This is a genomic window from Geodermatophilus arenarius (genome assembly GCF_042654585.1).
In the GTDB taxonomy this organism is placed as follows: domain Bacteria; phylum Actinomycetota; class Actinomycetes; order Mycobacteriales; family Geodermatophilaceae; genus Geodermatophilus; species Geodermatophilus arenarius.
In genome coordinates this window covers 64365-89911 of the sequence record NZ_JBHSGR010000024.1, presented here as the reverse complement: position 1 = coordinate 89911, position 25547 = coordinate 64365, and the positions used below count along the sequence as shown (strand labels likewise).

Sequence of the window (25547 nt, the reverse complement as noted above, 5' to 3'; positions counted from 1 at the left end):
AGCACGCCCCCGCGCAGGGGCAGCGTGCGGCGGACGGCGTCGGCGACGGCGTGCGCGCCGGCGTCGGGCCGGGCGGCGCGCAGGCCGTCGGTGAGCACGGCCAGCCAGCCGAGCACGACGACCACACCCCATCCCGGGGCGGTGCCCGCCGACGTGCGGCCGAGCGCGCCGCCGACCGCGACCAGCGACATGGCGACGAAGGCGGCGAGCAGCCAGCCGGCGGCGCGGCGGCGGGCCTCGGGGACGGCGGTGAGGGTGACCAGGCCGATGCCGCACAGGAGCGCCCCGACCAGCGGGTGACCGGCCGCGATCAGGCCGCTGCCCGGCCCGCCGGTCCGGGCGACGAGGTCACCGAGCAGCACGCAGCCGAGCAGGGCGACGGCGACGGTGACGACGACGCCGTCGAGCAGCACCCGCGTGCCGAGCCGCCGGTGCGAGCGCGGCGGCAGCAGCAGGACGGCCGCCCCGACGGCGACCGGGACGCCGAGCAGCGTCGGGAGGTCCTCGACGCCGCCGGTGGCGAGGTCGCGACCGGGTGAGGCGAGGGCCAGGGCCTGGCCGAGCGCGAGCAGCGCGCCGGCGGCGGACAGCGCCCACCAGGGCCGGCCGGCGCGCCCCGGCATCCGGGCGGCACAGCGGGCGAGCGCCGCGGCCGAGGCGGCGGACGCCGTCCCGAGCGCGGCGGGCACCAGCCAGGCGGGCGCACCGGTGAGCAGGCCGGCGACGGTGACGACGCCGAGGACCGCCAGCAGGACCTGGACCGCCGGTGCGGCGCGGTCAGCCACGGCCGCCGGCCCGGACCGTGGAGGGCTCGACCGGCGGGACCGGGTCGGCCGAGGAGCCGACCAACCCCGGCCACAGCTGGCCGGCGCCGTCGCGCAGCAGCCGCATGAGGTCGGCCAGCGGCAGCGGGCGGGACAGCAGGAAGCCCTGCGCCTGGTCGACGCCCAGGCCGCGCAGCGCGCCGAGCTGGGCCGGCGTCTCGACGCCCTCGGCGACGACCTGCAGCCCCAGGGACCGGCCGACGGTGACGACCGCCTCGCACAGCGCGCGGCTCTGCCGGTCGCGGTCGACGCGGGAGACGAAGGACCGGTCGAGCTTGAGCACGTCGACCGGGAGCCGGGTGAGCAGGCCCAGTGACGAGGAGCCGGTGCCGAAGTCGTCCAGGGCCACGTGCACGCCCATCAGGCGCAGCGCCTCGGCGTCGACGGCCACGGAGTCCCCCTCGGCCAGCACGGTCGACTCGGTGACCTCCAGGACCAGCCGCTCGGGCGCCAGGCCGGAGGCGGAGAGCGCGCCGGCGACGTCGTCGACGAGGGTGCGCTCGGCCACGTGCGCGGCGGAGACGTTCATGCCGATCCGCAGGGGCCCGCCCCCGCCGGCGGGCAGCACGGCGGCGGCCGCGGTGATCTCCCGCAGCGCCCAGCGCTGCAGCTCCCCGATGACCCCGGCCCGCTCGGCGATCGGCACGAACTCCCGCGGCGGGACCTCCCCCAGCTCCGGGTGCCGCCAGCGCAGCAGCGCCTCGACGCCGGAGACCCGCTTGTCGGCCATCGACACCACCGGCTGGAAGGCCAGCCACAGCTCCCCGCGGCCGGCGGCGCCGGGCAGGTCCGCGCGCAGCCGGACCCGGCGGACGGCGGCCGCGCCGCGCGCCGGCGTCCAGCAGGTGGCGCGGGCCGAGCTGGAGGCCCGGGCGCCGGCGACCGCGAGCGCGGCGCGGGCACCGACCTCGGCGGCGCCGGTCCCCGGCTCGACGACGACCACGCCGACGGCGGCGGTGAGGTCGAAGACGCCGGCGGCGGTGGTCACCGGCTGCTCGAGCACGGCCAGGCAGCGGTCGGCGAGCAGCGCGGCGGTGTCGCCGTCGCCCTCGGCCAGGACGGCGAAGGTGCCGCCGACGAGCCGGGCGACGACCTCGTCGCCGCGGACGGCGGCGCGCAGCCGGCGGCCCAGCTCGACGAGGACGGCGGCGACGGCGTCGCGGCCGGCGTGCTCGCGGACCTCGTCCAGGCCGGCGACCTCGAGGAGCAGGACCGCGGACCCGGCGCGGGCGGTCGCGGGCTCCAGGGCCGCGTCCCAGCCGGCCCGGTTGGGCAGGCCGGTGAGCGCGTCGGTGAACGCCAGCTCCTCCAGCGCCCGCTCCCGGGCCACCCGCTCGGTCACGTCGCGGCAGTGCAGCACCACCGAGGCGACCGCCGGGTCGGCGCGCAGGTCGGAGACGCTGGCCTCCAGGCAGCGCCGCGCGCCGCCCGCGTCGCGGACGTGCAGCGTCACCAGCCCGTCGGTGCCGGCGTCGGTGCCGGCGTCGGTGCCGGCGCCGGCGTCGGCACCGAGGACCCGGCGCAGCGCGGCGGCGTCCGCGGGCTCCAGGGTCCCGGGCCGGTTCGCGGCACCCGAGAGCACGTCGCGACCGAGGAGCTCCGCCGGCGTGGCGCCGACCAGCGCGGCCATCGCCGGCGAGACCCAGCCGACGCGCAAGCGGCCGTCGAGGACGAGGACGGCGTCGCGGCCGGAGTGTAGCAGGTTGCGGAAGTAGGCCTCGTCGCGGCGCAGCCGGGCGCCGCGACGGTGGTCCTCGTGGGCGGTGACCCAGCGGTGTGCGGCCGCCAGGCCCACGCAGGCCAGCGCCCCGGCGAGGGTGACCGCGGTCGGCCGGGTGCCCAGCGCCAGCGACACGACGACCAGCGCGACCACGGCCACCAGTGCCAGGTGGGGCAGCACCGACCGCAGCGGGTCGGTGCGGCCGTCGGCCGCGCGGCGGGGGACGTCGGGGCCGGTGCCCGGGTCGAGCAGGCGGGCGAGGACCAGCACCGCCAGGCCGACGACGACGGCCACGCGGGTGACCGGGACGACGTCGTGCGCGCCGAGCAGCGTCGCGGAGGTGGCGGCGCCGCGCGCGGCGCAGAGCAGGACCAGACCGCCCAGCAGCACCGCGGCCATGCGCCGGCGGTGCGCCTCGACCGCCCCGAGGACGGTGAGGCCGGCGGCCATGGTGGCGGCCGCGGCCACGACCGCGGCGCCGAGGACGAGCTGGGCGCCCAGGGACAGCGCCGACCAGCTGTTGCCCGGGCCGACCAGCAGGAACTGCATGACGGCGAGCGCGGCGACGCCGAAGAGGGCGAGCTCGAGCGTCGTCCGCGGGCAGGTGCGCCGCAGGCTGGACCGCTCGACCATGCCGAGCAGGGCCACGACCACGAGGACGTAGCCGGGGACCGTGGGCAGCCAGCGCAGCACCACCGCGGACAGCACGGGGTCCGGCCGGGCCGTGCTGGTCAGGACCAGGCCGAGGACGGGGAACAGCGCCGCGGCGGCCAGCACCCGCCACGGCGGGGCGGAGGGGTCGCCGGTCCGGCTCAGCGCCAGCAGCGCGAGCGCGGTGAGCAGCCCGGCCAGGCCGGTGACGGCGTCGGAGACCGGGTCCAGCGCGGGCACGGCGACCGCCAGGGCGCACGCCGCCGCGGCCGGCACGGCGCACGCCAGCAGCCACCCGATCCGCCTGTCCACACCGGGGGTGTCGGCAGCGGCGCCCCCCGGGGACAGGCCCCGGGGAGCGCCCTCACCCCATCGGGGTGCCCGCGGTCAACCGCAGATCGCGCCGTTCGCCGCGGAGCCGACCAGCTTGGCGTACTTGCCGAGGACGCCGGTGGTGTAGCGCGGGGGCAGCGGCGCCCAGTCCGCGCGGCGGCGGGCCAGCTCGTCGTCGTCGACCAGCAGGTCCAGGGTGCGGGTGGTGAGGTCCAGCCGGACCGGGTCGCCGTCGCGGACCAGCGCGATCGGGCCGCCCTCGGTGGCCTCCGGCGCGACGTGGCCGATGCACAGGCCGGTGGTGCCGCCGGAGAACCGGCCGTCGGTGAGCAGCAGGACGTCCTTGCCCAGGCCCGCGCCCTTGATCGCGCCGGTGACGGCGAGCATCTCGCGCATGCCCGGCCCGCCCTTGGGCCCCTCGTACCGGATGACGACGACGTCGCCGGCCTGCAGCGTGCCCTCGGTGACCGCGTCCATGGCGCCCTGCTCGCCGTCGAAGACCCGGGCGGTGCCCTCGAAGACGTCGCGGTCGAAGCCGGCCGACTTCACCACGGCGCCCTCGGGCGCCAGCGAGCCGCGCAGGATCGTCAGGCCGCCGGTCCTGTGGATGGGCTGCGCCATCGCGTGGATGATCGCGCCGTCGGGGTCCGGCGGGGCGATCTCGGCGAGGTTCTCCGCCATGGTCTTCCCGGTCACGGTGAGCGTGTCGCCGTGCAGCAGTCCGGCGTCGAGCAGCGCGCGCAGGACCACCGGGACGCCGCCGATGCGGTCGATGTCGGTCATGACGTACCGGCCGAAGGGCTTGACGTCGGCCAGGTGCGGCGTGCGGTCGCCGATCCGGTTGAAGTCGTCGAGGGTGAGCTCGACCTGCGCCTCGTGCGCGATGGCCATGAGGTGCAGGACGGCGTTGGTGGAGCCGCCCAGCGCCATGACCACGGTGATCGCGTTCTCGAACGCCTCCCTGGTCATGATCTGCCGCGCGGTGATGCCCTTCCGCAGCAGGTTGACCACGGCCTCGCCGGAGGCGACGGCGAAGGCGTCGCGGCGGCTGTCGGGCGCCGGCGGGGCGGCGCTGCCGGGCAGGCTCATGCCCAGCGCCTCGGCGACGCTGGCCATGGTGTTGGCGGTGTACATGCCGCCGCAGGAGCCCATGCCGGGGCAGGCGGCGCGCTCGACGGCGGCCAGCTCGTCCTGGGTGATCAGCCCGCGGGCGCAGGCGCCGACGGCCTCGAAGACGTCGATGATCGTCAGGTCGTCGCGGTCGCCGAGCCTCCCCGGCAGCGTCGAGCCCGAGTAGAGGAAGACGCTGGCGAGGTCCAGCCGGGCGGCGGCCATGAGCATGCCCGGCAGGGACTTGTCGCAGCCGGCGAGCAGCACCGAGCCGTCGAGCCGCTCGGCGAACATGACCGTCTCCACCGAGTCGGCGATGACCTCGCGGCTGACCAGCGAGGCGCGCATGCCCTCGTGGCCCATGGAGATGCCGTCGGAGACCGAGATGGTGCCGAACTCCAGCGGGAACCCGCCGGCGGCGTGCACGCCCTCCTTGGCCCGCTTGGCCAGCCGGTCCAGCGAGAGGTTGCACGGGGTGATCTCGTTCCACGACGAGGCCACGCCGATCTGCGGCTTGTCCCAGTCGTCGTCGCCCATGCCGACGGCGCGCAGCATGGCCCGGGCCGGGGCCTTGGTGATGCCGTCGGTCACCTCGCGGCTGCGCGGCTTGACGTCGGCGGTGGTGCGGGGGTCGTCCACGGTCGTCACGCCCGCGAGCGTAGGCGCGGTGCCGGGGCGCTCCCAGACGCCGTCGATACTGGTATCGACACCACCACCCGGGAGCCGCCGTGTCCGCCACCGCCCGCCGGGAGCTCGGCGAGTTCCTGCGCTCGCGCCGCTCCCAGGTCGACCCGCGCGTCACCGGCCTGCCCGCCGGCGGCCCGCGGCGCACGCCGGGGCTGCGCCGCGAGGAGGTCGCGCTGCTGTCCGGGGTGAGCTCCACCTGGTACACGTGGCTGGAGCAGGGCCGCGACATCCGCCCGTCCCGGCAGGTGGTCGACGCGCTGGCCCGCACGCTGCGCATGACCCCGGCCGAGCACGGCTACGTGCTGCGGCTGACCGGCCACGGCGGCGCCGCACCCGGCGACCCCGACGGCGGGATGCCCGGCCACGTGCAGCGCCTGCTGGACGCGCTGGGCCCCTCCCCCGCCTACGCCATCACCGCCGACTGGTGGATCGCCGGGTGGAACCGCGCCTACGCGCGCTTCTACCCCGGGGTGGCGGCCGCCCCCGCGGACCGGCGCAACCTCCTGGAGCTGGTCTTCACCGACCCGGCGGTGCGGGCGCTGCTGGCGGACTGGGCCGGGGACAGCCGGCGGTTCCTCACCCAGTTCCGCGCCGAGGTGGGCCCGCGGCTGGCCGACCCGGCGGTCGTCGACCTCGTCGCCCGGCTCGAGGCGGCCAGCCCGGAGTTCCGCGCCGGGTGGGCCAGCCACGACGTCGACCGGTTCAGCTCCGCCGAGCGCCGCTTCGAGCACCCCGAGGTGGGCAGCCTGCTGCTGGAGCACCACCAGCTCACGCCCGCCGACGCCCCCGGGCTGCAGCTGGTCGTCTACACCGCGGCCGAGGGCAGCGAGAGCGCCGGGCGGCTGCGCGCGCTGGCGGGTCAGGCCGCCGGGGGCTGAGGGACGTCGAAACGGCCGCCGGACCACCCCGCCAGCCGCGGCAGGTCGCGGGCCCGCAGGACCGGCAGCGGCACCTCCCCGCCGCCGGTGGTGACCAGCCGCAGCCGGGCGTTGCGGCCCACGCGGATGCCGGCCAGGTCGTCCCAGGGCACCCGGCGCTGCCCGACCAGCCCGCGCGTGGTGATCGCCTCCTCGTCGACGTCGACGCCCACCCGCAGCACCCAGACCGCCGCCAGCAGCGGGAGCAGCAGGACGAGCGCGGCCCACGGCGAGGCGGCGGCGAAGGGCAGCACGCAGACGGCGAGGAAGACGACGGGGAGCAGCGCGACCCGGCTCAGCCGCATGCGCGCGAGGGTTGCCACGTCCCCATGGTCCCGCGTCGCCGGACCCCGTTCCCGTGATCCGGCGTCAGTAGTCGCCGACGACGTCGGCCAGGGGTTCCCCGGCCAGCACGCGGCGCAGCTGCGCGACCACGGCGGCCTCCGCGCGGGCGGCGGTCTGCGGCACCGCCCCGCCCACGTGGGGGGTGAGCAGCAGTCCGGGCGCCGACCACAGCGGGTGCCCCTCGGGCAGCGGCTCGGGCTCGGTGACGTCGAGCGCGGCGCGCAGCCGGCCCGCGGTCAGCTCGGCCACCAGCGCGTCGGTGTCGACGACGACCCCGCGGGCGGCGTTGACCAGCAGCGCGCCGTCCCCCATCGCGGCGAGGAAGTCCGCGTCGACCAGGCCGGTGGTCTCCGGGGTGACCGGCACGACGAGGACGACGACGTCGGCGTGGGGCAGCAGCCGCGGCAGCTCGTCGGTGCCGTGGACGCCGTCGCGGGCGGTGCGGGCGACGTAGGTCAGCTCGACGTCGAAGCCGGACATCATCGCGCCGATCCGGCGGCCGATGTCGCCCGCGCCGACGACGAGCACCCGCGCGCCGACCAGCGAGGAGAACGTGCCGGGGCTCCACCGGCCGGCGTCCTGCGCGCGGACCAGGTCGGGCAGGCCGCGCTGGGCGGCCAGCGTCGCGGCCAGCACCCACTCGGCCGTCGACGGCGTGTGCGCGCCGCGGGCGTTGCACAGCACGACGCCCTCGGGCAGCCGGCCGACGAACCGCTCGGCGCCGGCGCTGACCAGCTGGACCAGCCGCAGCCGCGGGAGCGCGTCGAGGAACGCCTCGTCCGGGCTCGCGCCGCCGCTGGGCGGCACCCACACCTGCGCCCGCGCGGCCTCCTCCGGCGGCGGGCCGTCGGCGGGGTCGGCGCGGAAGGCGCGCACGCGCGGGGACAGCGCCTCCACCGCCGCGGCCATCTCCCGGGTGGGCACCAGGACGGTCAGGGTCTCGTCGGGGCCGACGACGTCGGACCCGCGGATCTCGGGAGCCACGGCTCCCGACCCTAGGAGGCGCCGGCGGCGACCTCCGGGCCGGGAACCGCCTGCGGGGCGAGGCCCTGGGCGGTGGCGATGCGCGCGTCCTCGGGCCGGACCACCGACAGCTGGGTGGACTCCGGCGGCAGCACCGTCTGGAACAGCCAGTCGGCCGCGACCCGCACCCGGTTGGCCATCGCCGGCATCGCGTAGAGGTGGTAGCCGCGGGTGACGACCTTGGCCAGCGGCCCGGTCAGGGGCACGCCCAGCGGCCGGGCCACGGCGTCCCAGCCGCCGAGGTCGGCGACCAGGCCGAGGTCGCGGTGCCGGTACCGGCGGGGCCGGCCGACGCCGAGGCTGGCGGCGACGTTGCGGCCGAGGACGGCGCCCTGCCGCTGGGCGTGCTGCGCCGTCGGCGGGGTGTCCGGCAGCTCGCCGTCCTGCTCCCCGGCGGCGAGGTCGGGGACGGCGGCGGCGTCGCCCGCGGCCCACACGCCGGGCGCCCCGGGGACGGCGAGGTCGGGGTCGACGGCGAGCCGGCCCCGGCGCAGCGGCAGCCCCAGCCGGCCGACGAGGGGGTGCGCGACGACCCCGGCGCCCCACACCAGCGTGCGGGTCGGGATCGTCTCGCCGTCGGTGAGGACGACGGCGTCCTCGTCGGCGGAGACCACCGACGTGCGCAGCCGGACGTCGACGCCGCGGCGGGCGAGCACGTCCAGTGCGCGGCGGCCGAGCTCGGGGCCCAGCTCCGGCAGCACCGCCGGCGCGAGGTCGACGAGCACCCACCGCACCTCGGCGGCGCGGGTGCGGTCCCACCGGCTCTCGATCCGGCGCAGCCAGCGCTGGGTCTGGGCGACCACCTCGGTGCCGGTGTAGCCCGCGCCGACGGCGACCACGGTGAGCCGCGCGGCGCGCTCGGCCCGGCCGGCCGGGGTGTCGGGCAGGGCGTCGGCGAGGTCGAGCTGCTCGAGCAGGTGGTCGCGGAGGAACACCGCCTCGACCAGCGTCTTGAGCGCCCGGCCGTGCTCGGGGACGCCGGGGACGGGCACCTGGCGGGTCACCGCGCCCGGGGTGAGCAGGAGCCGGTCCCACGCCATCGCCGTCGGGGTCCCGTGCGCCGGCCGCAGCGTGAGCGACCGCGCGGCCAGGTCGACCTCCTCGACCCGGCCCAGGACCAGGCGCACCCGGGGCAGCAGCCGCCGCAGCGAGACCGCGATGTGCCGCGCCTCGACCACGCCGGTGGCCACCTCGGGCAGCAGCGGGCTGTACAGCAGGTAGTCCGTCGGCGTGACCAGGACCAGGTCGGCGGCGTCCGGGGGGAGCAGCCGCTGCAGCCTGCGCAGGGCGGTGAGTCCGGCGAAGCCGCCGCCGACGGTGACCACCCGCGGCCGCCCGCCGCCGTCTCCCGCGATCCGCATGCCGGCCTCCGCTGCTCGCCCGGGTGAGGACGGCAACCTACCGGGGACGGGCACCGCTCCGGGGCGCTGCGCGCGTGCCGGAGCGGTGCCCGGCGTGCGGCTGCCGGTGGCGTCGCGCCCGTACTGTGGAGCGGGTGAGGCGGCAGCGGGGACGGCGCGGCGCCGCGGCGGGCTGCGCGGTCGCCCTGGCGCTCGTGCTCGCCGGCTGCGGCGAGGACGGCTACGAGCCGGCCGGGCCGTTCCGGCCGCTGCCCGAGGGGGCGCCGCCCGAGGTCGGGCCGCCCACCGAGTCCTCCCCCGCGCCCTCGCCCGGCGACCCCGCGGACCCCGGCTCCGGCACCACCGCCGGCGACCCGAACGTCGTCGCCACCGACCTGCTGGTGCCCACCGGGCTGGTCGTGCTGCCCGACGGCAGCGCGGTCGTGGGCGAGCGCGAGACCGGCCGGCTGCTGCACGTCTTCCCCGACCGGTCGCCCGCGCAGGAGCTCATGGTCCTGCCCGGCGTCGACACCGGCGGCGACGGCGGGCTGCTCGGCCTGGCGCTGTCCCCCACGTTCGACGAGGACGGGCTCTTCTACGCCTACGTCTCGACGGCCACCGACAACCGCGTCGTCCGCTTCCCGCTCGGCGGCACGCCCAACCCGGTGCTCACCGGCATCCCCCGCGGCGAGGTGCACAACGGCGGCGGGCTCGCGTTCGCCCCTGACGGCACCCTGTTCGTCGGCACCGGCGACACCGGCAACCCGGCGCTGGCGCAGGACCCGGCCTCGCTCGGCGGCAAGGTGCTGCACGTCGACGTCTTCGGCCAGCCCGCGACCGCCTCGGGCCCCGTGTACAGCCGCGGCTTCTCCGACGTCACGGCGGTCTGCCCGTCCGGCGACGAGGTGGGCACGCTCTACGCCGTCGACGAGTCCTCCGCCGGGCCCGACGAGCTCAACGAGCTGGTCGAGGGCAGCGACCACGGCTGGCCGGCCGCGGGCCCCGGGACGATGGCGCCGCTGTTCGAGGTCGGCAACGCCGAGGGCGGCCTGGGCGGCTGCACCGCCGCGGGGACCACGGTGTTCCTCGGCGCGCTCGACGGCCAGCGGGTGCACGTCGTCCAGCTCGACGGCGACGGCGGGGTCAGCGGGGACCCGACCGAGCTCATCAGCGGCCGCTACGGCCGGCTGCGCACCGTCGTGCTCGACAGCGAGGGCGCGCTGTGGGTGACCACGTCCAACCGGGACGGCATCGGCGCCCCCGCCGAGGACGACGACAAGGTGCTGCGGATCCTGCCGCCGTCGTCGACCGGCTCCTCCCCCGTGTGACCGTGCACTCCCGCGGACCCGCACGGTCCGGATCCGCGGGAGTGCCCGCAGGTCAGCTGCCGAGGACGCGCTCCTCGAGCATCCGGCGCACGGTCGGGGCGTCGGCCTGGCCGCGGGTGGCCTTCATGACCTGCCCGACCAGCGCGCCGAGCGCCTGGACCTTGCCCGAGCGCACCTTCTCCACGACGTCGGGCGCGCCGGCGATCGCGGCCTCGACGGCGGCGACGAGCTCGTCGGACTCCCCCATCACCGCCAGGCCCCGGGCCTCGACGACGGCGCGCGGGTCGCCCTCGCCGGCCAGGACGCCGTCGAGCGCCTGACGGGCCAGCTTGTCGTTGACGGTGCCCTCGGCGACCAGCGTCGTCAGCTCGGCGACCTGGGCCGGGGTGACGGCGAGGTCGGCGAGCTCGACGCCGGCGTCGTTGGCCCGGCGGGCGAGCTCGCCCAGCCACCACTTGCGGGCGTCGGCCGGCGTGGCGCCGGCGGCGACGGTCTGCTCGACCAGCCCGAGCGCCCCGGCGTTGACCAGCCAGGTCATCTCGGTGGCCGACAGGCCCCACTCCTCCTGCAGCCGGCGGCGGCGGGCGGCGGGCAGCTCGGGCAGCCCGGCGGCCAGCTTCTCCACCCACTCGGCGTCGGGCGCGAGCGGCACGAGGTCGGGCTCGGGGAAGTACCGGTAGTCGGTCGCCTCCTCCTTGCTGCGGCCCGGCGAGGTGCTGCCGGTGTCCTCGTGGAAGTGCCGGGTCTCCTGCAGCACCCGCCCGCCGGCGTCGAGGACGGCGGCCTGCCGGCGCATCTCGTAGCGCACCGCCCGCTCCACCGACCGCAGCGAGTTGACGTTCTTGGTCTCGGTGCGGGTGCCCCACTCCAGGCTGCCGATCGGCGCGAGCGAGGTGTTGACGTCGCAGCGCAGGCTGCCCTGCTCCATCCGCACGTCCGAGGCGCCGAGGGTCTGGATGATCTCGCGCAGCTCGGTGACGTAGGCGCGGGCGACCTCGGGGGCCTTGGCGCCGGCGCCGGCCACGGGGCGGGTGACGATCTCCACCAGCGGGATGCCGGCGCGGTTGAAGTCGACCAGCGAGTGGTCGGCGCCGTGGATGCGGCCGGTGACGCCGCCGACGTGCAGGTTCTTGCCGGTGTCCTCCTCGAGGTGCACCCGCTCGATCTCCACGCGGTAGGTCTCGCCGTCCACCTCGACGTCGAGGTGCCCGGCGGTGCACAGCGGCTCGTCGTACTGGCTGGTCTGGAAGCCCTTCGGGATGTCCGGGTAGAAGTAGTTCTTCCGGGCGAAGCGCGACCAGGACGCGATCCGGCAGCCCAGCGCCAGGCCGATCCGGATGGTCGACTCGACGGCGGTGGCGTTGGCCACCGGCAGCGACCCGGGCAGGCCGAGGCAGACCGGGCAGGTCTGGGTGTTGGGCTCGGCGCCGAACGTCGTCGAGCAGCCGCAGAACATCTTCGACTCGGTGCCCAGCTCGACGTGGGTCTCCAGGCCGATGACCGGCTCGTAGCGGGTGAGGACGTCGTCGAGGTCGACGAGGGGCTCGGTCACGGGGTGGGCCCTCCCTTCGGGGTGGTGCTGCGGCCGGTGACCCAGGCACCGAGGCCGGTCAGCACGCCCAGGACGATGAAGACGGCGAAGACGGCCCTGCCGGTGACCAGCCAGAGCACCAGGCCGGCCAGGACGACGAAGGCCACCAGGCCCCAGGCGGCCTTGAGCGGGCCGGTCACGCGGCACGCTCCGCGAGCCGGTCGGCGAGCGGCGCGCCCTGGGCCGCCTCGACGGCGGCGGCCACCCGGTAGCAGCGGTCGTCGGCCAGCGCCGGCGCCATCACCTGCAGGCCGACCGGCAGCCCCTCCGACAGCCCGCACGGCACCGAGATGGCCGGGACGCCGGCCAGGCTCGCGGGCAGCGTGCACAGGTCGGCGGCGTACATGGCCAGCGGGTCGTCGACGCGGGCGCCGATCGGCCAGGCCACCGTCGGGCTGGTCGGGCTGACCAGCACGTCGACGCCGCCGTCGAAGGCGGCGGAGAAGTCGCGGGTGATGAGCGAGCGCACCTTCTGCGCCTGGCCGTAGTAGGCGTCGTAGTAGCCCGCCGACAGCGCGTAGGTGCCGAGGATGATCCGGCGCTTGACCTCGGCGCCGAAGCCCTGCTCGCGGGTGAGCGCCATGACCTCGTCGATGTCGCGGGTGCCGTCGTCGCCGACCCGGATGCCGAACCGCATGCCCTCGAAGCGGGCCAGGTTCGACGACGCCTCGCTCGGCGCGATCAGGTAGTACGCCGGCAGCGCCAGCCCGAACGACGGACAGGAGACCTCGTGCACCTCGGCGCCGGCCGCCTCCAGCAGCGCGACCGACTCGGCGAACCGCTCGAGCACGCCGGCGTCGTAGCCCTCGCGCGCGCCCTCGCCGCCCAGCTCCCGGACGACGCCGACCCGCAGGCCGGACAGGTCACCGCCGGCGCCGCGGCGGGCGGCCTCGACGACGGTGGGCACGGGCGCGTCGATGCTCGTGGAGTCGCGCGGGTCGTGACCGCCGATCGCCTCGTGCAGCAAGGCGGCGTCCGCGACCGTGCGGGCCATCGGGCCGGCCTGGTCGAGGCTGGAGGAGAACGCGATCAGGCCGTAGCGCGACACCGAGCCGTAGGTGGGCTTGTGGCCGACCAGCCCGGTGACCGCCGCGGGCTGGCGGATCGAGCCGCCGGTGTCGGTGCCGAGCGCGAACGGGGCGAGCCGGCCGGCCACCGCGGCGCTGGAACCGCCCGAGGAGCCGCCGGGGATGCGGTCGCGGTCCCACGGGTTGCGGGTGACCTTGTAGGCGGAGTTCTCGGTGGACGAGCCCATCGCGAACTCGTCCATGTTGGTCTTGCCGAGCAGCACCGTGCCGGCCTCGTGCAGCCGGGTGGCGACGGTGGCCGAGTACGGCGGTCGCCAGCCCTCGAGGATCCGCGAGCCGCTGGTGGTGGGCACGCCCTCGGTGACGAAGACGTCCTTGAGCGCGACCGGGATGCCCGCGAGCCCGGTGCCGGCGGTGCCCGAGGCGTCGATCTCGCCGGCCCGCTGCAGCGCGGCCTCGGCGTCGACGTGCAGGTAGGCGCCGAGGTCGCCGTCCTCGGCGGCGATGCGGTCCAGGTGGGCGCGGGTGACCTCGACGGCGGAGGTCTCGCCGGCGGCGAGCGCGCTCTGCAGCGCGGTGACCGGCAGGGCGGTGAGGTCGCTCACTCCTCCTCCCCCAGGATGCGCGGCACGCGGAAGCGGCCGTCCTCGGCGGCGGGCGCGCCGGCCAGGACGGCGTCGCGCGGCAGGCACGGGGTGGCGACGTCGTCGCGCAGCACGTTGGTCAGCGGGACGGCGTGGGTCATCGGGGCGACGTCCTCGACGTCGGCGCGCTGCACCTGGGCCACCGCGTCGAGGACCGCGCCCAGCTGGCCGGCGAAGCGGTCGAGCTCCTCGTCGGTGACGGCCAGCCGGGCCAGCCGCGCGAGGTGCGCGATGTCCTGGCGGCCGAGGGCGGGCGACGCTCCGCGGTCGGGCGTGGTGGGGCTCATGCTGGGGGAGGACTCCTGTCGTCGGCGCCGGCCGGCGCCAGGGACGCAACCTGTTCACTGTACGTGGGGACGGTGGGGCGCCGGTCCGGCCGGGCGCGGTGCTCGACCCCGGGCTCCGCATGGGGGAAGCTGCTCGGACCCACGATCGACGGAGATCGGCTCACCTCGTCGCCTGCGGAGGCACCCGTGTCCTATCTCCTGCGGCTGGTCGTGCCCGACCGTCCCGGTCTGCTCGGCGCGGTGGCGACCGCCCTGGGCACGGCGGGCGTCGACATCGTCTCGGTGGACGTGCTGGAGCGCGGCAACGGCGTCGCCGTCGACGACGTCGTGGTCGACCTCCCGCCCGGCCGGCTCCCGGACAGCCTGATCACCGCCGTGCAGTCGGTGCCCGGCGTCCAGGTGGAGACACTGCGCCCCTTCGCCGGGCCGCTGGACACCCACCGCGAGCTCGACCTGCTCGAGGGGCTGGCGCGGGCGGCCGAGTCACCCCCGCCCACCCTCGCGGTCAAGCTGCTGGCCGCCGAGCTGCCGCGGGTGTTCCACAGCGGCTGGGCGGCGGTGCTGCACGCCGACGGCGACGGCGGCTGCGAGGTGCTGGCCGCCTCCGACGCGGCACCGGCGTTCGAGGGCATGCGGCTGCCGTGGCTGCCGCTGTCCTCGCCGCGGCTGCTGCCCAGCGAGGACGACTGGCTGCCCGAGCGCTGGCGGGAGATGGCCGTCGAGATGATGGCCGCGCCCTTCGGCGACCCGCACACCGCCGTCGTCCTGGGGCGCTCGGGCGGGCCCGCCTACCGCCGCTCGGAGCTGCTGCGGCTGACCCACCTCACCGGGATCGCCGCCAGCGTCGCCCACCTGCCCCCGGCCTGACTCACTCCCCCGCCGGCTCGCTCCCGTCGCCGGTCGTCGCGACCGCGCGGGCGGCCTCGGGCCCCTCCTCGAGCAGCACGCGCAGGCCGTCGTCGTCGAGGATCGGCGCCTTGACCTGCACGGCCTTGTCGTACTTGCTGCCGGGGTCGGCGCCGACCACCACGAAGCCGGTCTTCTTCGACACCGACCCGGTCACCTTGCCGCCGCGCTCCTGGATCGCGGCGATCGCCTGGTCGCGGCTGTAGTCGCGCAGCGACCCCGTGACGACGACGGTGACGCCGGTCAGCGGCCCGGGCGGGGTGTCCTCGCCGGCGTCGGCCAGCTTCACGCCGGCCCGGCGCCACTTCTCCACGACCTCGCGGTGCCAGTCGACGGCGAACCAGTCGCGCACCGAGCGGGCGATGGTCGGGCCCACGCCGTCGGCGGCGGCGAGCTCCTCCTCCGACGCCTCGGCGATCCGGTCCAGCGAGCGGAAGTCGCGGGCCAGCGCCTGGGCGGCGGTCGGCCCCACGTGCCGGATCGACAGGGCCACGAGCACCCGCCACAGCGGCACGTCCTTGCGCGCCTGCAGGTTGGCCAGCAGCCGCTGCCCGTTGGCCGAGAGCGTGCCGTCCTTCTTGGTGAAGAAGTCGGTGCCGCGGAGCTTCTCCTCGGTGAGGTCGAAGACGTCGCCCTCGTCCTCGAGCAGGTGCTCGGCCAGCAGCGCGATCGCGGCCTCGTAGCCGAGCACCTCGATGTCGAAGGCGCCGCGGCCGGCCACGTGGAAGACGCGCTCCCGCAGCTGCGCCGGGCAGGACCGGGCGTTCGGGCAGCGGATGTCGGCGTCGCCCTCCTTCTCGTGCCGCAGCTCGGTGCCGCACTCGGGGCAGTGCGTCGGCATGACGAACTCGGTCTCGTCGCCGGTGCGCGCGGCGACGACGGGCCCGAGGACCTCGGGGATGACGTCGCCGGCCTTGCGGATGACGACCGTGTCGCCGATGAGCACGCCCTTGCGCTTGACCTCGCTGGCGTTGTGCAACGTGGCCAGCTGCACGGTGGAGCCGGCGACCTTGACCGGCTCCATGTAGGCGAACGGCGTCACGCGGCCGGTGCGCCCGACGTTGACCCGGATGTCGAGGAGCTTGGTGGTGGCCTCCTCCGGCGGGTACTTGAACGCGATCGCCCAGCGCGGCGCCCGCGCCGTCGAGCCCAGCCGCCGCTGCAGCGCGACCTGGTCGACCTTGACGACGACGCCGTCGATCTCGTGCTCCACCGAGTGCCGCTGCTCGCGGTAGCGCTCGACGTAGGCCCACACCGCCTCGAGGTCGTCGACCACCGCGAACCGGTCGCTCACCGGCAGGCCGAGCGCGCGCAGCCGCTCGTAGGCCTCCGACTGCCGCTCCGGCTCGAAGCCGCGCCGCGCACCGAGGCCGTGCACCACCAGCCGCAGCGGCCGGGAGGCGGTCACCCGCGGGTCCTTCTGCCGCAGCGAGCCCGCCGCGGCGTTGCGCGGGTTGGCGAACGGCGGCTTGCCCTGCTCGACCATGCCGGCGTTGACGTCGGCGAAGGCCGCCGTCGGGAAGTAGATCTCGCCGCGCACCTCGAGCAGCGCGGGCACGTCCTCGCCGGTCAGCTGCTGCGGGACGTCGGCCATCGTGCGCACGTTGGGGGTGACGTCCTCCCCCGTCGTCCCGTCGCCGCGGGTGGCCGCGCGGACCAGCCGGCCGTCCTCGTAGACCAGCGCGACCGCGACCCCGTCGACCTTGAGCTCGCACAGCCAGCGCACGCCCGCCCCGGCGTCGCGGGTGACCCGCGCGGCCCACGCCGACAGCTCGTCGGCGTCGAAGACGTTGTCCAGGCTCTGCATGCGCTCGAGGTGCCGGACCGGGGCGAAGGTGGCGGTGAACCCGCCGTTGACCTTCTGGCTCGGCGAGTCCGGCGTGACCAGCGCCGGGTGGTCGGCCTCGATGGCCTTGAGCTGGGCCATGAGCTCGTCGTACTGACCGTCGCTGACCAGCGGCTCGTCGCGCACGTAGTACGCGAAGGCGTAGCGGTCGAGCTCCTCGGACAGGTCGCGGTGGCGCGTGCGCGCGTCGTCGGGGACCTCGGTGAGGTCCTCCCGCTCGGCGACCGCGGCGACGTGCGGGGTGTCCAGCTCGGCGTCCGTGCTCACGCGGGCACGGTATCCGCCGGGTCTGACTCCGGTGCCGGTCCGCCCGATCGGGTGTCGGTCACTCGGGCAGCAGGTACCGCGCGGCCTCGCGGACGTGGGCCATCGCCGCCCGCGCGTGGGCGGGGCTCGCGCCGGCCAGGCCGCAGGCCGGGGTGAGGGTGACCGCCTCGTGCAGCGTCTCGGCCGGGAAGCCGAGCTCGCGCCACCAGGCGCGCAGCCGCGAGGCGGTGGCCTTCGGCGCCGGCAGCGGCGCGTCGGTCCCGGGGACGACGCCGGGCAGCAGGTGGGTGCCGGCCTCGACGGCGGCGCCGACGGCGTCGAGGTCCTGGACCAGCCCGAGGTCGAACGACAGCCCGGCCGCGCCCGTGGCGCGCAGCAGGTCCAGCGGCGCCCGGTTCGCGCAGCAGTGCACGACCACCGGGACGGGCAGCGCGGTCACGACCGCGGCGAGCTCCGCCTCGACGTCGGGCGCGGCGACGGCGGGCAGCCGGCCGAAACCGCTCGCCGTCGGCAGCGCGCCCTGCAGGACCGCCGGCAGCGAGGGCTCGTCGAGCTGGACGACGACCTGCGCGCCGGGCACCCGCGCGGTCACGGCCGCGACGTGCGCGGCGATGCCCTCGGCCAGCGACTGCCCGAGGTCGCGGCGGGCGCCGGCGTCGACGACGGCCCGCTCGCCGCGCTCCCGCTCGAGGCCGGCGGCCAGCGTCCACGGCCCCGCGGCCTGCACCTTGAACGGGCCCCGGTGGCCGCCGGCGACGTCGTGCAGGGCGTCGAGGTCGCGGGCGAGGAGCTCCTGGGCGCGGCGCAGGTCCCGGCCGGGGCGCGGCACGAGACGCCAGCCGGCGGGGGTCAGGTCGACGGCGAGGTCGACGAGGAGGGCGGCGCTGCGGCCGAGCAGGTCCGCACCCGCGCCGCGGGCGGGCAGCTCGGGCAGGTGCGGCAGGCCGGGCAGCTCCCCCAGGACGACCCGCAGGGCCTCGGCCGGGTCGGTGCCGGGCAGCGACCCGACGCCGGAGGCCGGCCCCCACGGTGCGGGAGCCGGCCTCGGGTCGGTGCCGGTCGGGTCGGGCTCGGTCGGGGTGGCCACGGCGGCGACGGTAGTACCGCCGCCGCCATGACCGGCCGGGCCCGGGGTGATGCGGTCGGTCAGACGGCCGTGCTGTGGTTCGCGGGCGGCGGGCTGACCGGGGAGCGGGTCGCGAAGTACGCGACCAGTGCGTCGACGTCGAACGGACCGGTGGCGACGTTCGTGCCGCCGGTGAAGGCGGTGAAGCCGTCACCGCCGCCGACGAGGAACGAGTTGGCCACGACGCGGTACTCCTGCGTCGGCACGAGCGGCGTCCCGTTGATCGTGATCGACGAGTCGATCACCCGCTCGCCGTAGGGCAGGTCCAGGTCGTAGCTGTAGGCGAAGCCCTGCGAGGTGCCCAGGATCAGCTGGCTGTTGCGCGGCCCGGCGTTCTGAGCCTGGAACTGCTGCTCGAGGACGTCGTCGATCTGGGCGCCGGTCAGCGTCAGGGCGTTGACCGTGTTGCCGAAGGGCTGGACGTCGAAGAGTTCGCCGTAGGTCACCTCGCCGGCGGCGATGTTGGTGCGCACCCCACCGGGGTTGGTGAAGCCGATGACCGGGCTGCCGAAGGCCGGGTCGCTCAGCGCCTCGAGCTGGGCCTGGGCGACCAGGTTCACGATCGGCTGCTCGGTGGCCCGGTTGGCCGACCCGGCGGCGCCGATGGTCGCCGTCGCGCTGCCGACGACCCGGTTGCGGGCCTCTGCCGACCGACCGTTCCAGTAGTCGACGATCGCCTTGACCTCGGCGTCGACCGCGGTCCGGGAGACGGGGACGTTCGTCGCGGCGTAAGTGGCGCGCCGGTCGACGTCACCGGTGTTCGGGTTGATGGTCAGACGGATGTCGGTGACCAGACGACCGTAGAAGCCGGCCTGGGTGACCAGCCGAGGCTCGCTGCCGCGCACCGGCAGCAGGCAGTTGTAGGTCTCGTGGCTGTGCGCGCTGACGATGAAGTCGACCTGCTTGTCCATGCGGGTGTTGAGGTCGACGATCGGGCCGGTCAGGCCGGTGCAGCCGTTGGCCGTGGGAGCCGCGTTGGGGTCGGTGACGTCACCGCCCTCGTGGACCAGGACACCGATCGAGCGGATGCCCTGCTTCTTCAGCTCGTGCGTCCAGCGGTTGACGGCCTCGGCCTCGTCGACGAACTGGACGTCGGTGATGCCGGTCGGCGAGACGATGGTCGGCGTCGTCTCGGTGACGACGCCGATGAGCGCCACCTTCTGCCCGCCGGCGACGTCGAACAACTGGTACGGCGGCAGCATCGGCTCACCGGTCTCCCGGGAGATGACGTTGGCGGCCAGGTACGGGAACTCCGTGCCGTGGAAGGCGTGCTCGCCGGTCCCGAAGCAGCCGTCGACACCGACGACGACGCCCTCGCACGCCGTGACGTCGTCGGTGTAGCTGTCGTCGGTGGCGCCGGAGATGCGGCGCAGCTCCTCGGTGCCCCGGTCGAACTCGTGGTTGCCCACGGAGGACACGTCCAGGCCCATCGCGTTGAGGGCCTCGATCGTCGGCTCGTCCTTGTAGACGCTCGACTCGAACGGCGAGGCGCTCACCAGGTCACCGGCGCCGACGAAGAACGAGTCGGTCGAGCCGCCGTTCTGCCCGGCGAACTGTGCCTGCAGCGCGTCGACGGTGGCGGCGATGTGCGCGGCGCCGCCGACCGGGGTCGTGACGTCGTCGGTCGTGCCGTAGGCACCATCAGGACCGGGCGCGGTGGCCAGCGAGCCGTCGGCTCCGCTCTGCGGCGTGATCCGCCCGTGGAAGTCGTTCATCGCGATCAGCTGGACCGGGATGGACGGCTTGGGCGCGGCCTGGGCCGCGCTCGGGACGGCCACGAGACCGGCCGTGGTCGCCACCGCGACGACGGCGGCGAGGGAGAAGCGCGTTCGGCGCAAGGAGTCCTCCGGAGGACATGCGGAGCGGGCCACCGGAGACGGTGGCCCGGGCGGGGTCGTGAGCCGAGCTACCTAGCCGTGCTCAGGAAGCGGCTCGGACGACACGGTAGGTGACGGAGGGTTCCGACACCAGATCCTCCGGGTGACGATCAGGTGTTCGGCGGTCAGCTGCTGACGGTCCCCTGACCGAGCACCAGGTCGCCCCGCTCCGGGTCGGGCGCGTAGAGGACGGCCGACTGCCCGGGCGCGACGCCGCGCTGCGCCTCGTCGAGCGCGATCACCAGGCCGCCGTCGGGACCGGCGGTCACCGTGCAGGGGACGGCGGTCGCGTGCGCCCGCAGCTGCACCTCCGCGCGCAGCGGGAGCTGCGGTGCCGCCCCGATCCACGTCGGCCGGCCGGTGCGCACCTCGGCGACGCCGGCGAGCTCGGCGGTCCCCACCGTCACGGTCCGGGTGACCGGCTCGATGGACAGGACGTAGCGCGGCCGCTGGTCGCCGACGGCGATGCCCAGCCCGCGCCGCTGCCCCACGGTGAACCCGTGCGTGCCCTCGTGCGTGCCGACGGTGGCGCCGGTGGCGGCGTCGACGACCGGCCCGGGCGCCGTCCCCAGCCGCCGGGTGAGGAAGCCGCGGGTGTCGCCGTCGGGGATGAAGCAGATGTCGTGCGAGTCCGGCTTGGTCGCGACGGCGAACCCGCGCTCGGCGGCGATCGCGCGCACCCGCTCCTTGGTCATCGACCCCAGCGGGAACACCGCCCCCGCCAGCTGGCGCGGGGTGAGCACGCCGAGCACGTAGGACTGGTCCTTGGCCGCGTCCACCGACCGGCGCAGCCGGCCGCCCTCCAGCCGCGCGTGGTGGCCGGTGACGACGGCGTCGAAGCCGAGCGCCAGCGCCCGGTCGAGCACCGCGGTGAACTTGATCTTCTCGTTGCAGCGCAGGCACGGGTTGGGCGTGCGGCCGGCGGCGTACTCGGCGACGAAGTCCTCGACGACGTCCTCGGTGAACCGCTCCGCGAGGTCCCAGACGTAGAACGGGATGCCGAGCTCGTCGGCGACCCGCCGGGCGTCGTGGGCGTCCTCGACGCTGCAGCAGCCGCGGGCGCCGCTGCGCAGCGTCTGCCGGTCCGGCGAGAGCGCGAGGTGCACCCCGGTGACGTCGTGGCCGGCGTCGACCGCCAGCGCCGCGGCGACCGCGCTGTCCACTCCCCCGCTCATCGCGGCGAGCACGCGCACGAGCACTACCTCCCCGCCCCGCGGGCGCGCTCGACCACGGGGGCGATCACGGCCAGCAGCGCGTCGACGTCGTCGCCGGTGCTCGGCGAGCCCAGGCTGAACCGCAGCGAGCTGCGCGCCCGGGCGGCGTCGGCGCCGACGGCGGTGAGCACGTGGCTGGGCCGGGCCACCCCGGCGCTGCACGCCGACCCGGTCGAGCACTCGATGCCGCGGGCGTCGAGCAGCATGAGCAGCGCGTCGCCCTCGGCGCCGGGGAAGGACAGGTGCGCGTTGCCGGGCAGCCGGCCGGGCCCGCCGGCGACGACGTCGTCCAGCGGGGCGCCGTTGAGCTGCGCGTCGGGGACCTGCTCGAGCACCCCGGCCACCAGCCGGTCGCGCAGCGCGGCCAGCCGCTCGGCCCGCTCGGGCCGGGAGCCGGCGGCGGTGGTCACGGCGACGGCGAGGCCGACGATGGCCGCCACGTCGAGGGTGCCCGAGCGGACGTCGCGCTCCTGACCGCCGCCGTGCAGCAGCGGCATGCACTCCGCGTCGCGGCGCAGCAGCAGCACCCCGGCGCCCATCGGGCCGCCGAGCTTGTGGCCGGTCATGGTGAGCGCGTCGACGCCGCTGGCGGCGAAGTCCACCGGCACCTGGCCGACGGCCTGCACCGCGTCGGTGTGCAGCGGCACCCCCGCCGCGTGCGCCACCTCCGCCAGCGCGGCGACGTCGCTGACCGTGCCGATCTCGTTGTTGGCCCACATGACGCTGGCCACCGCGACGTCCGAGCCGTCGCCCAGCGCCTCGGCCAGCGCCTCCGGCGTCACCCGCCCGGTGGGCTCCAGGCGCAGCCAGGTGACCTCCGCGCCCTCGTGCTTGGCCAGCCACTCGGCGCTGTCGAGGACGGCGTGGTGCTCGGCCGGGCTCACCACGAGCCGCCGCCTGCGCGAGTCGGCCTCGCGTCGCGCCCAGTACAGGCCCTTCACCGCGAGGTTGTCGCCCTCGGTGCCCCCGCCGGTGAACAGCACCTCCGACGGGCGGGCGCCCAGCGCCTCGGCCAGCCGCTCCCGGGACTGCTCGGCGGCCCGCCGCGCGGCGCGGCCGCTGGCGTGCAGCGAGGAGGCGTTGCCCACCCGGCCGAGCTGTTCCGTCATCGCGGCCAGGACCTCGGGGAGCACCGGCGTGGTCGCCGCGTGGTCGAGGTAGGTCACTCCGCCCAGGTTAGTCGCGCACGACGGACCCGCTCGGGTGACGCCGGTGACCCCGGAGACGGCGACGGGCGCCGACCCCCGGAGGGATCGGCGCCCGTCGCTGGTGACGTGCCGGGACGGCCCCGCTGCAGGGGCCCGCGCCGCGCGGAGCGTGGTGCGGGGGGCAGCGCGGTCCTCCGACTACTTGCGAGCGGCGATCTTCTCGGTGGCGGCCGGCACCACCTGGAAGAGGTCACCGACGACGCCGAAGTCGGCCAGCTCGAAGATCGGGGCCTCGGGGTCCTTGTTGACGGCCACGATCGTCTTCGAGGTCTGCATGCCGGCGCGGTGCTGGATCGCGCCGGAGATGCCGACGGCGATGTAGAGCTGCGGCGAGACGGTCTTGCCGGTCTGCCCGACCTGGAAGCTGTGCGGGTAGAAGCCGGAGTCGACCGCGGCACGCGAGGCACCGACGGCGGCGCCGAGCGAGTCGGCCAGGGCCTCGATGATCGAGAAGTTCTCCGCGCTGGCCACACCGCGGCCACCGGAGACGACGATCGAGGCCTCGGTCAGCTCGGGCCGGTTGCTCTTCTGCTCCACGACCCGGTCGACGACGCGGGTCTGCTTCGCCTGGTCGGACAGGCTGACCTCGACCGGGACCTCCTCGCCGGCGGCGGGGGCCGGCTCGGGGGTGACCGAGTTGCCGCGCAGCGTGTAGATCGGGGTGCCGGTCGTCACCTTCGAGTGGACGATCTGCTGGCCGGCGAAGACCACCTGGGTGGCGGTGCCGTCGGCGGCGATCTCGCTGACGTCGGTCAGGAAGCCGCTGCCGGTCTTGAGCGCCAGCCGCGCGGCGACCTCCCGGCCCTCCGCGGAGGACGGGATGACGACGGCGGCCGGGGACGCCTGCTGCACCAGCTGGGCGAGCACCTCGGCCTTGGGGGCGACGAGGTACTCGTCGATCTCCGGGGACTCGGCGACGTAGACCTTCGCCGCGCCGTACTGGGCGAGCTGCTCGCGGGCACCGGCGGCGACGCCGGGGCCGCCGGCGACGACCGCCGAGACCTCACCCAGCGCGCGTGCGGCGGTGAGGGCCTCGAGGGTGCCCTTGCGGACGGTGCCGTCGGCCGGGTTCAGCTCAACGAGGACCAGGACCTCTGCCATGGCTGTTCAGTCTCCTCTTCGCTTCGGATCCGGGCCGGGTCAGACGAGCTTCTGGGCGGCGAGGAAGCCCACGAGCTCCTCGGCGCCGTTGCCCTCGTCGGTGACCTTGACGCCCTCGCCCTTCGGCGGGCGGCCGGCGAAGTCGAGGACCTGGCTGGTGGCGGTGGCGAGGCCGACGGCCGAGGCGTCCACGCCCAGGTCGGCCAGCGACCGGCTCTCCACCGGCTTCTTCTTCGCGGCCATGATCCCCTTGAAGGAGGGGTAGCGCGGCTCGTTGATGGTGTCCCAGGTGGACACGATGGCCGGCAGCGGGGCCTCCAGGGCCCAGTAGCCGCCGTCGGTCTGCCGCTCCACCTTCACCGTCGAGCCCTCGACGGTGAGCTTGCGGGCGCCGGAGACCTGCGGGATGCCCAGCCGCTCGGACAGCAGCGCCGGCATGACGCCCATCTGGCCGTCGGTCGACGTGGCGCCCATGAGGACCAGGTCGTACTCGAGCTGCTGCAGCGCCGCGGCGAGGACCGCCGAGGTCTGGACGGCGCACGAGCCGTGGATGGCGTCGTCCTGCACGTGGACGGCCTTGTCCGCGCCCATCGAGAGGGCCTTGCGGATGGCGTCGGTGGCGCTGCCGGGGCCGACGGTCAGCACGGTGACCTCGCCGCCCTGCGCCTCCTTGACCTGCAGCGCCTCCTCGATCGCGTACTCGTCGATCTCGTTGATGACGTTGTCCGCGGTGGCGCGGGCGACGGTGTTGTCCGACGGGTCCAGCGAGCGCTGGGTGCCCGAGTCGGGGACCTGCTTGACCAGAACGACGATGTTCATCGCCAGACCTACCTCCGCAGTCGGTCATGGGGGACGCGGGCCGCGGCCCGCCTGGCTCCGATAGTGGAGGTTACTGCGGGGTAACGGAGCGGCGGACCGGGGTGCCGGTGAGCCCGGTCACGCCGTCCAGCGGCCGGTGGCGGTGAACTCCTCGAGGACCGCCCGGTGGGGCGCGAGGTCCAGTCCGTGCTCGGCCACCCAGACGTCGGAGTGGTAGGTGTGCGCGTACCGCTCGCCGCCGTCGCAGAGCAGGGTGACCACGCTGCCGGCCCGTCCCTCGGCGACCATCTCCGCGACCAGCCGGAACGCGCCCCACAGGTTGGTGCCGGTCGAGCCGCCGGCCAGCCGCCCGGTCACCCGCTCCAGGTGCCGCACCGCCGCCAGCGACGCGGCGTCGGGGACGCGGATCATCCGGTCGACCACCGACGGCAGGAACGACGGCTCGACCCGCGGCCGGCCGATCCCCTCGATCCGCGACGGCATCCCCGTCGTCCAGCCCGGCTCCTCCTCCACCCAGCCGGGGAAGAACGCCGAGTTCTCCGGGTCGACGACGGCCAGCCGGGTGGGGTGCCGCCGGTAGCGCAGGTAGCGGCCGAAGGTCGCGCTCGTGCCGCCCGTGCCCGCCCCGACGACGACCCACTCCGGCACCGGGTGGCGCTCCAGGGCCATCTGCTCGAACACCGACTCGGCGATGGTGTTGTTGCCGCGCCAGTCGGTGGCCCGCTCGGCGTTGCTGAACTGGTCCAGGTAGTGCCCGCCGCACTCGGCGGCCAGCCGGCGCGCCTCGTCGTAGACGTCGGGGGCGTGGTCGACGAAGTGGCAGCGCCCGCCGGCGAACTCGATGAGCGCGACCTTCTCCTGGCTGGTCGAGGCGGGCATGACCGCGACGAAGGGCAGGCCCAGCATCCGGGCGAAGTAGGCCTCGCTGACCGCCGTCGACCCGCTGGAGGCCTCGACGACGGTGCTGCCCTCGGTGATCCAGCCCGAGCACAGCGCGTGCAGGAACAGCGAGCGGGCCAGCCGGTGCTTGAGGCTGCCGGTCGGGTGGGTCGACTCGTCCTTGAGGTAGAGGTCGACGCCCCACTCCGGCGGCAGCGGGTAGACGAGCAGGTGGGTGTCGGCGCTGCGCACCGCGTCGGCCTCGACGACGGCGATCGCCCGCTCCACCCACGCCCGCCCGGCGGGGTCGGACCGGTCGACGTCGGTGACCCCGTCCTCGGGGCTGGGGCGCTCGCTCACCCGGCCATCCTCGTGCACGGCCCCGGCGACCTGCGGCGACACCGGCGCGGCGCCGGGCACCCTGTGTCGTGGCACCGTCGCCGTCCGGCGGGACGCGGCGGTCCGCACGAGGACCT

The 25547-nt window shown here is 76.1% G+C and carries 20 protein-coding genes and 1 pseudogene; 3 read left to right on the top strand and 18 right to left on the bottom strand.

Translation table 11 applies throughout. From position 1 onward, the window contains the following. The 3 genes and pseudogenes from ACFO3M_RS19260 to ilvD all read right to left on the bottom strand — a co-directional run. Positions 1-785: pseudogene (locus tag ACFO3M_RS19260) on the bottom strand (hypothetical protein); the annotation flags it as partial. Beyond that, positions 778-3507 (bottom strand): putative bifunctional diguanylate cyclase/phosphodiesterase, encoded by a 2730-nt coding sequence (locus ACFO3M_RS19255; protein WP_387992645.1) that lies wholly within the window; start codon positions 3505-3507, stop codon positions 778-780. The gene ACFO3M_RS19255 and the pseudogene ACFO3M_RS19260, both read right to left, overlap by 8 nt. 75 nt (positions 3508-3582) lie before the next feature. Then, entirely contained in the window at positions 3583-5286 is a 1704-nt protein-coding gene (ilvD, locus tag ACFO3M_RS19250) for a dihydroxy-acid dehydratase (RefSeq protein WP_387992642.1), read from the bottom strand. 80 nt (positions 5287-5366) lie between these two features. Between ilvD and ACFO3M_RS19245 the strand changes: the two genes are divergently transcribed. Next, positions 5367-6203 (top strand): helix-turn-helix transcriptional regulator, encoded by an 837-nt coding sequence (locus ACFO3M_RS19245; protein ID WP_387992640.1) that lies wholly within the window; start codon positions 5367-5369, stop codon positions 6201-6203. On the opposite strand, the gene ACFO3M_RS19240 is transcribed toward ACFO3M_RS19245, so the two are convergent. From ACFO3M_RS19240 to ACFO3M_RS19230, 3 genes are read right to left on the bottom strand one after another with little or no spacing between them, the layout of a single operon-like run. After that, a complete protein-coding gene (locus ACFO3M_RS19240; RefSeq protein WP_387992637.1) occupies positions 6185-6565 on the bottom strand; it encodes a PH domain-containing protein in 381 nt (126 codons plus the stop codon). The two genes, ACFO3M_RS19245 and ACFO3M_RS19240, sit on opposite strands and share 19 nt — an antisense overlap. Positions 6566-6611: 46 nt before the next feature. Beyond that, the gene (locus tag ACFO3M_RS19235; RefSeq protein ID WP_387992634.1) at positions 6612-7571 is read right to left on the bottom strand and encodes a 2-hydroxyacid dehydrogenase; all 960 of its coding nucleotides are present in this window, start codon (positions 7569-7571) and stop codon (positions 6612-6614) included. Between the two features lie 11 nt (positions 7572-7582). Then, positions 7583-8971 carry an NAD(P)/FAD-dependent oxidoreductase gene (locus tag ACFO3M_RS19230; protein ID WP_387992631.1) on the bottom strand — a complete coding sequence of 463 codons (1389 nt, stop codon included), beginning with the start codon at positions 8969-8971 and terminating at the stop codon, positions 7583-7585. A 134-nt stretch (positions 8972-9105) separates the two neighbouring features. Here ACFO3M_RS19230 and ACFO3M_RS19225 point away from each other — a divergent pair, with 134 nt between their 5' ends. Beyond that, positions 9106-10278 (top strand): PQQ-dependent sugar dehydrogenase, encoded by a 1173-nt coding sequence (locus ACFO3M_RS19225; RefSeq protein ID WP_387992628.1) that lies wholly within the window; start codon positions 9106-9108, stop codon positions 10276-10278. Positions 10279-10330: 52 nt separating this feature from the next. Here ACFO3M_RS19225 and gatB read toward each other — a convergent pair whose 3' ends face one another. The 4 genes from gatB to gatC are packed head-to-tail and all read right to left on the bottom strand — an operon-like array spanning position 10331 to position 13828. After that, positions 10331-11830 (bottom strand): Asp-tRNA(Asn)/Glu-tRNA(Gln) amidotransferase subunit GatB, encoded by a 1500-nt coding sequence (gene gatB / locus ACFO3M_RS19220; RefSeq protein WP_387992625.1) that lies wholly within the window; start codon positions 11828-11830, stop codon positions 10331-10333. Beyond that, positions 11827-12009 (bottom strand): hypothetical protein, encoded by a 183-nt coding sequence (locus tag ACFO3M_RS19215; protein ID WP_387992622.1) that lies wholly within the window; start codon positions 12007-12009, stop codon positions 11827-11829. Before ACFO3M_RS19215 ends, gatB begins: the two co-directional genes overlap by 4 nt. Further along, positions 12006-13502 (bottom strand): Asp-tRNA(Asn)/Glu-tRNA(Gln) amidotransferase subunit GatA, encoded by a 1497-nt coding sequence (gene gatA, locus ACFO3M_RS19210; RefSeq protein WP_387992619.1) that lies wholly within the window; start codon positions 13500-13502, stop codon positions 12006-12008. Before gatA ends, ACFO3M_RS19215 begins: the two co-directional genes overlap by 4 nt. Further along, a complete protein-coding gene (gatC, locus tag ACFO3M_RS19205; RefSeq protein WP_387992616.1) occupies positions 13499-13828 on the bottom strand; it encodes an Asp-tRNA(Asn)/Glu-tRNA(Gln) amidotransferase subunit GatC in 330 nt (109 codons plus the stop codon). The genes gatA and gatC overlap by 4 nt, the downstream gene beginning before the upstream one ends. A 186-nt stretch (positions 13829-14014) precedes the next feature. Between gatC and ACFO3M_RS19200 the strand changes: the two genes are divergently transcribed. Further along, positions 14015-14695, top strand: coding sequence for an ACT domain-containing protein (locus tag ACFO3M_RS19200; RefSeq protein ID WP_387992613.1), 681 nt, complete (start codon positions 14015-14017; stop codon positions 14693-14695). Between the two features lies 1 nt (position 14696). On the opposite strand, the gene ligA is transcribed toward ACFO3M_RS19200, so the two are convergent. From ligA to cds1, 8 genes are all read right to left on the bottom strand, one after another. Continuing rightward, positions 14697-16847, bottom strand: a complete 2151-nt coding sequence (gene ligA / locus ACFO3M_RS19195; protein ID WP_387992610.1) for an NAD-dependent DNA ligase LigA — start codon at positions 16845-16847, stop codon at positions 14697-14699. 58 nt (positions 16848-16905) lie between these two features. Next, on the bottom strand, positions 16906-17934 hold the full coding sequence (locus ACFO3M_RS19190) for a methionine synthase (protein WP_387992607.1): 1029 nt from the start codon (positions 17932-17934) through the stop codon (positions 16906-16908). Between the two features lie 59 nt (positions 17935-17993). After that, positions 17994-19811 (bottom strand): bifunctional metallophosphatase/5'-nucleotidase, encoded by a 1818-nt coding sequence (locus ACFO3M_RS19185; RefSeq protein WP_387992604.1) that lies wholly within the window; start codon positions 19809-19811, stop codon positions 17994-17996. Positions 19812-19975: 164 nt separating this feature from the next. Then, a complete protein-coding gene (gene mnmA, locus ACFO3M_RS19180; RefSeq protein WP_387992601.1) occupies positions 19976-21043 on the bottom strand; it encodes a tRNA 2-thiouridine(34) synthase MnmA in 1068 nt (355 codons plus the stop codon). Between the two features lie 5 nt (positions 21044-21048). Beyond that, positions 21049-22230: a cysteine desulfurase family protein gene (locus tag ACFO3M_RS19175; RefSeq protein WP_387992598.1), complete on the bottom strand. Its 1182-nt coding sequence runs from the start codon at positions 22228-22230 to the stop codon at positions 21049-21051. A gap of 180 nt (positions 22231-22410) precedes the next feature. Further along, complete coding sequence (locus ACFO3M_RS19170) at positions 22411-23373, bottom strand: electron transfer flavoprotein subunit alpha/FixB family protein (RefSeq protein WP_387992595.1); 963 nt, start codon at positions 23371-23373, stop codon at positions 22411-22413. A gap of 39 nt (positions 23374-23412) precedes the next feature. After that, positions 23413-24192, bottom strand: a complete 780-nt coding sequence (locus ACFO3M_RS19165; RefSeq protein ID WP_387992592.1) for an electron transfer flavoprotein subunit beta/FixA family protein — start codon at positions 24190-24192, stop codon at positions 23413-23415. A gap of 117 nt (positions 24193-24309) precedes the next feature. Further along, on the bottom strand, positions 24310-25431 hold the full coding sequence (cds1, locus tag ACFO3M_RS19160) for an L-cysteine desulfhydrase Cds1 (protein WP_387992589.1): 1122 nt from the start codon (positions 25429-25431) through the stop codon (positions 24310-24312). Positions 25432-25547 lie beyond the last annotated feature (116 nt).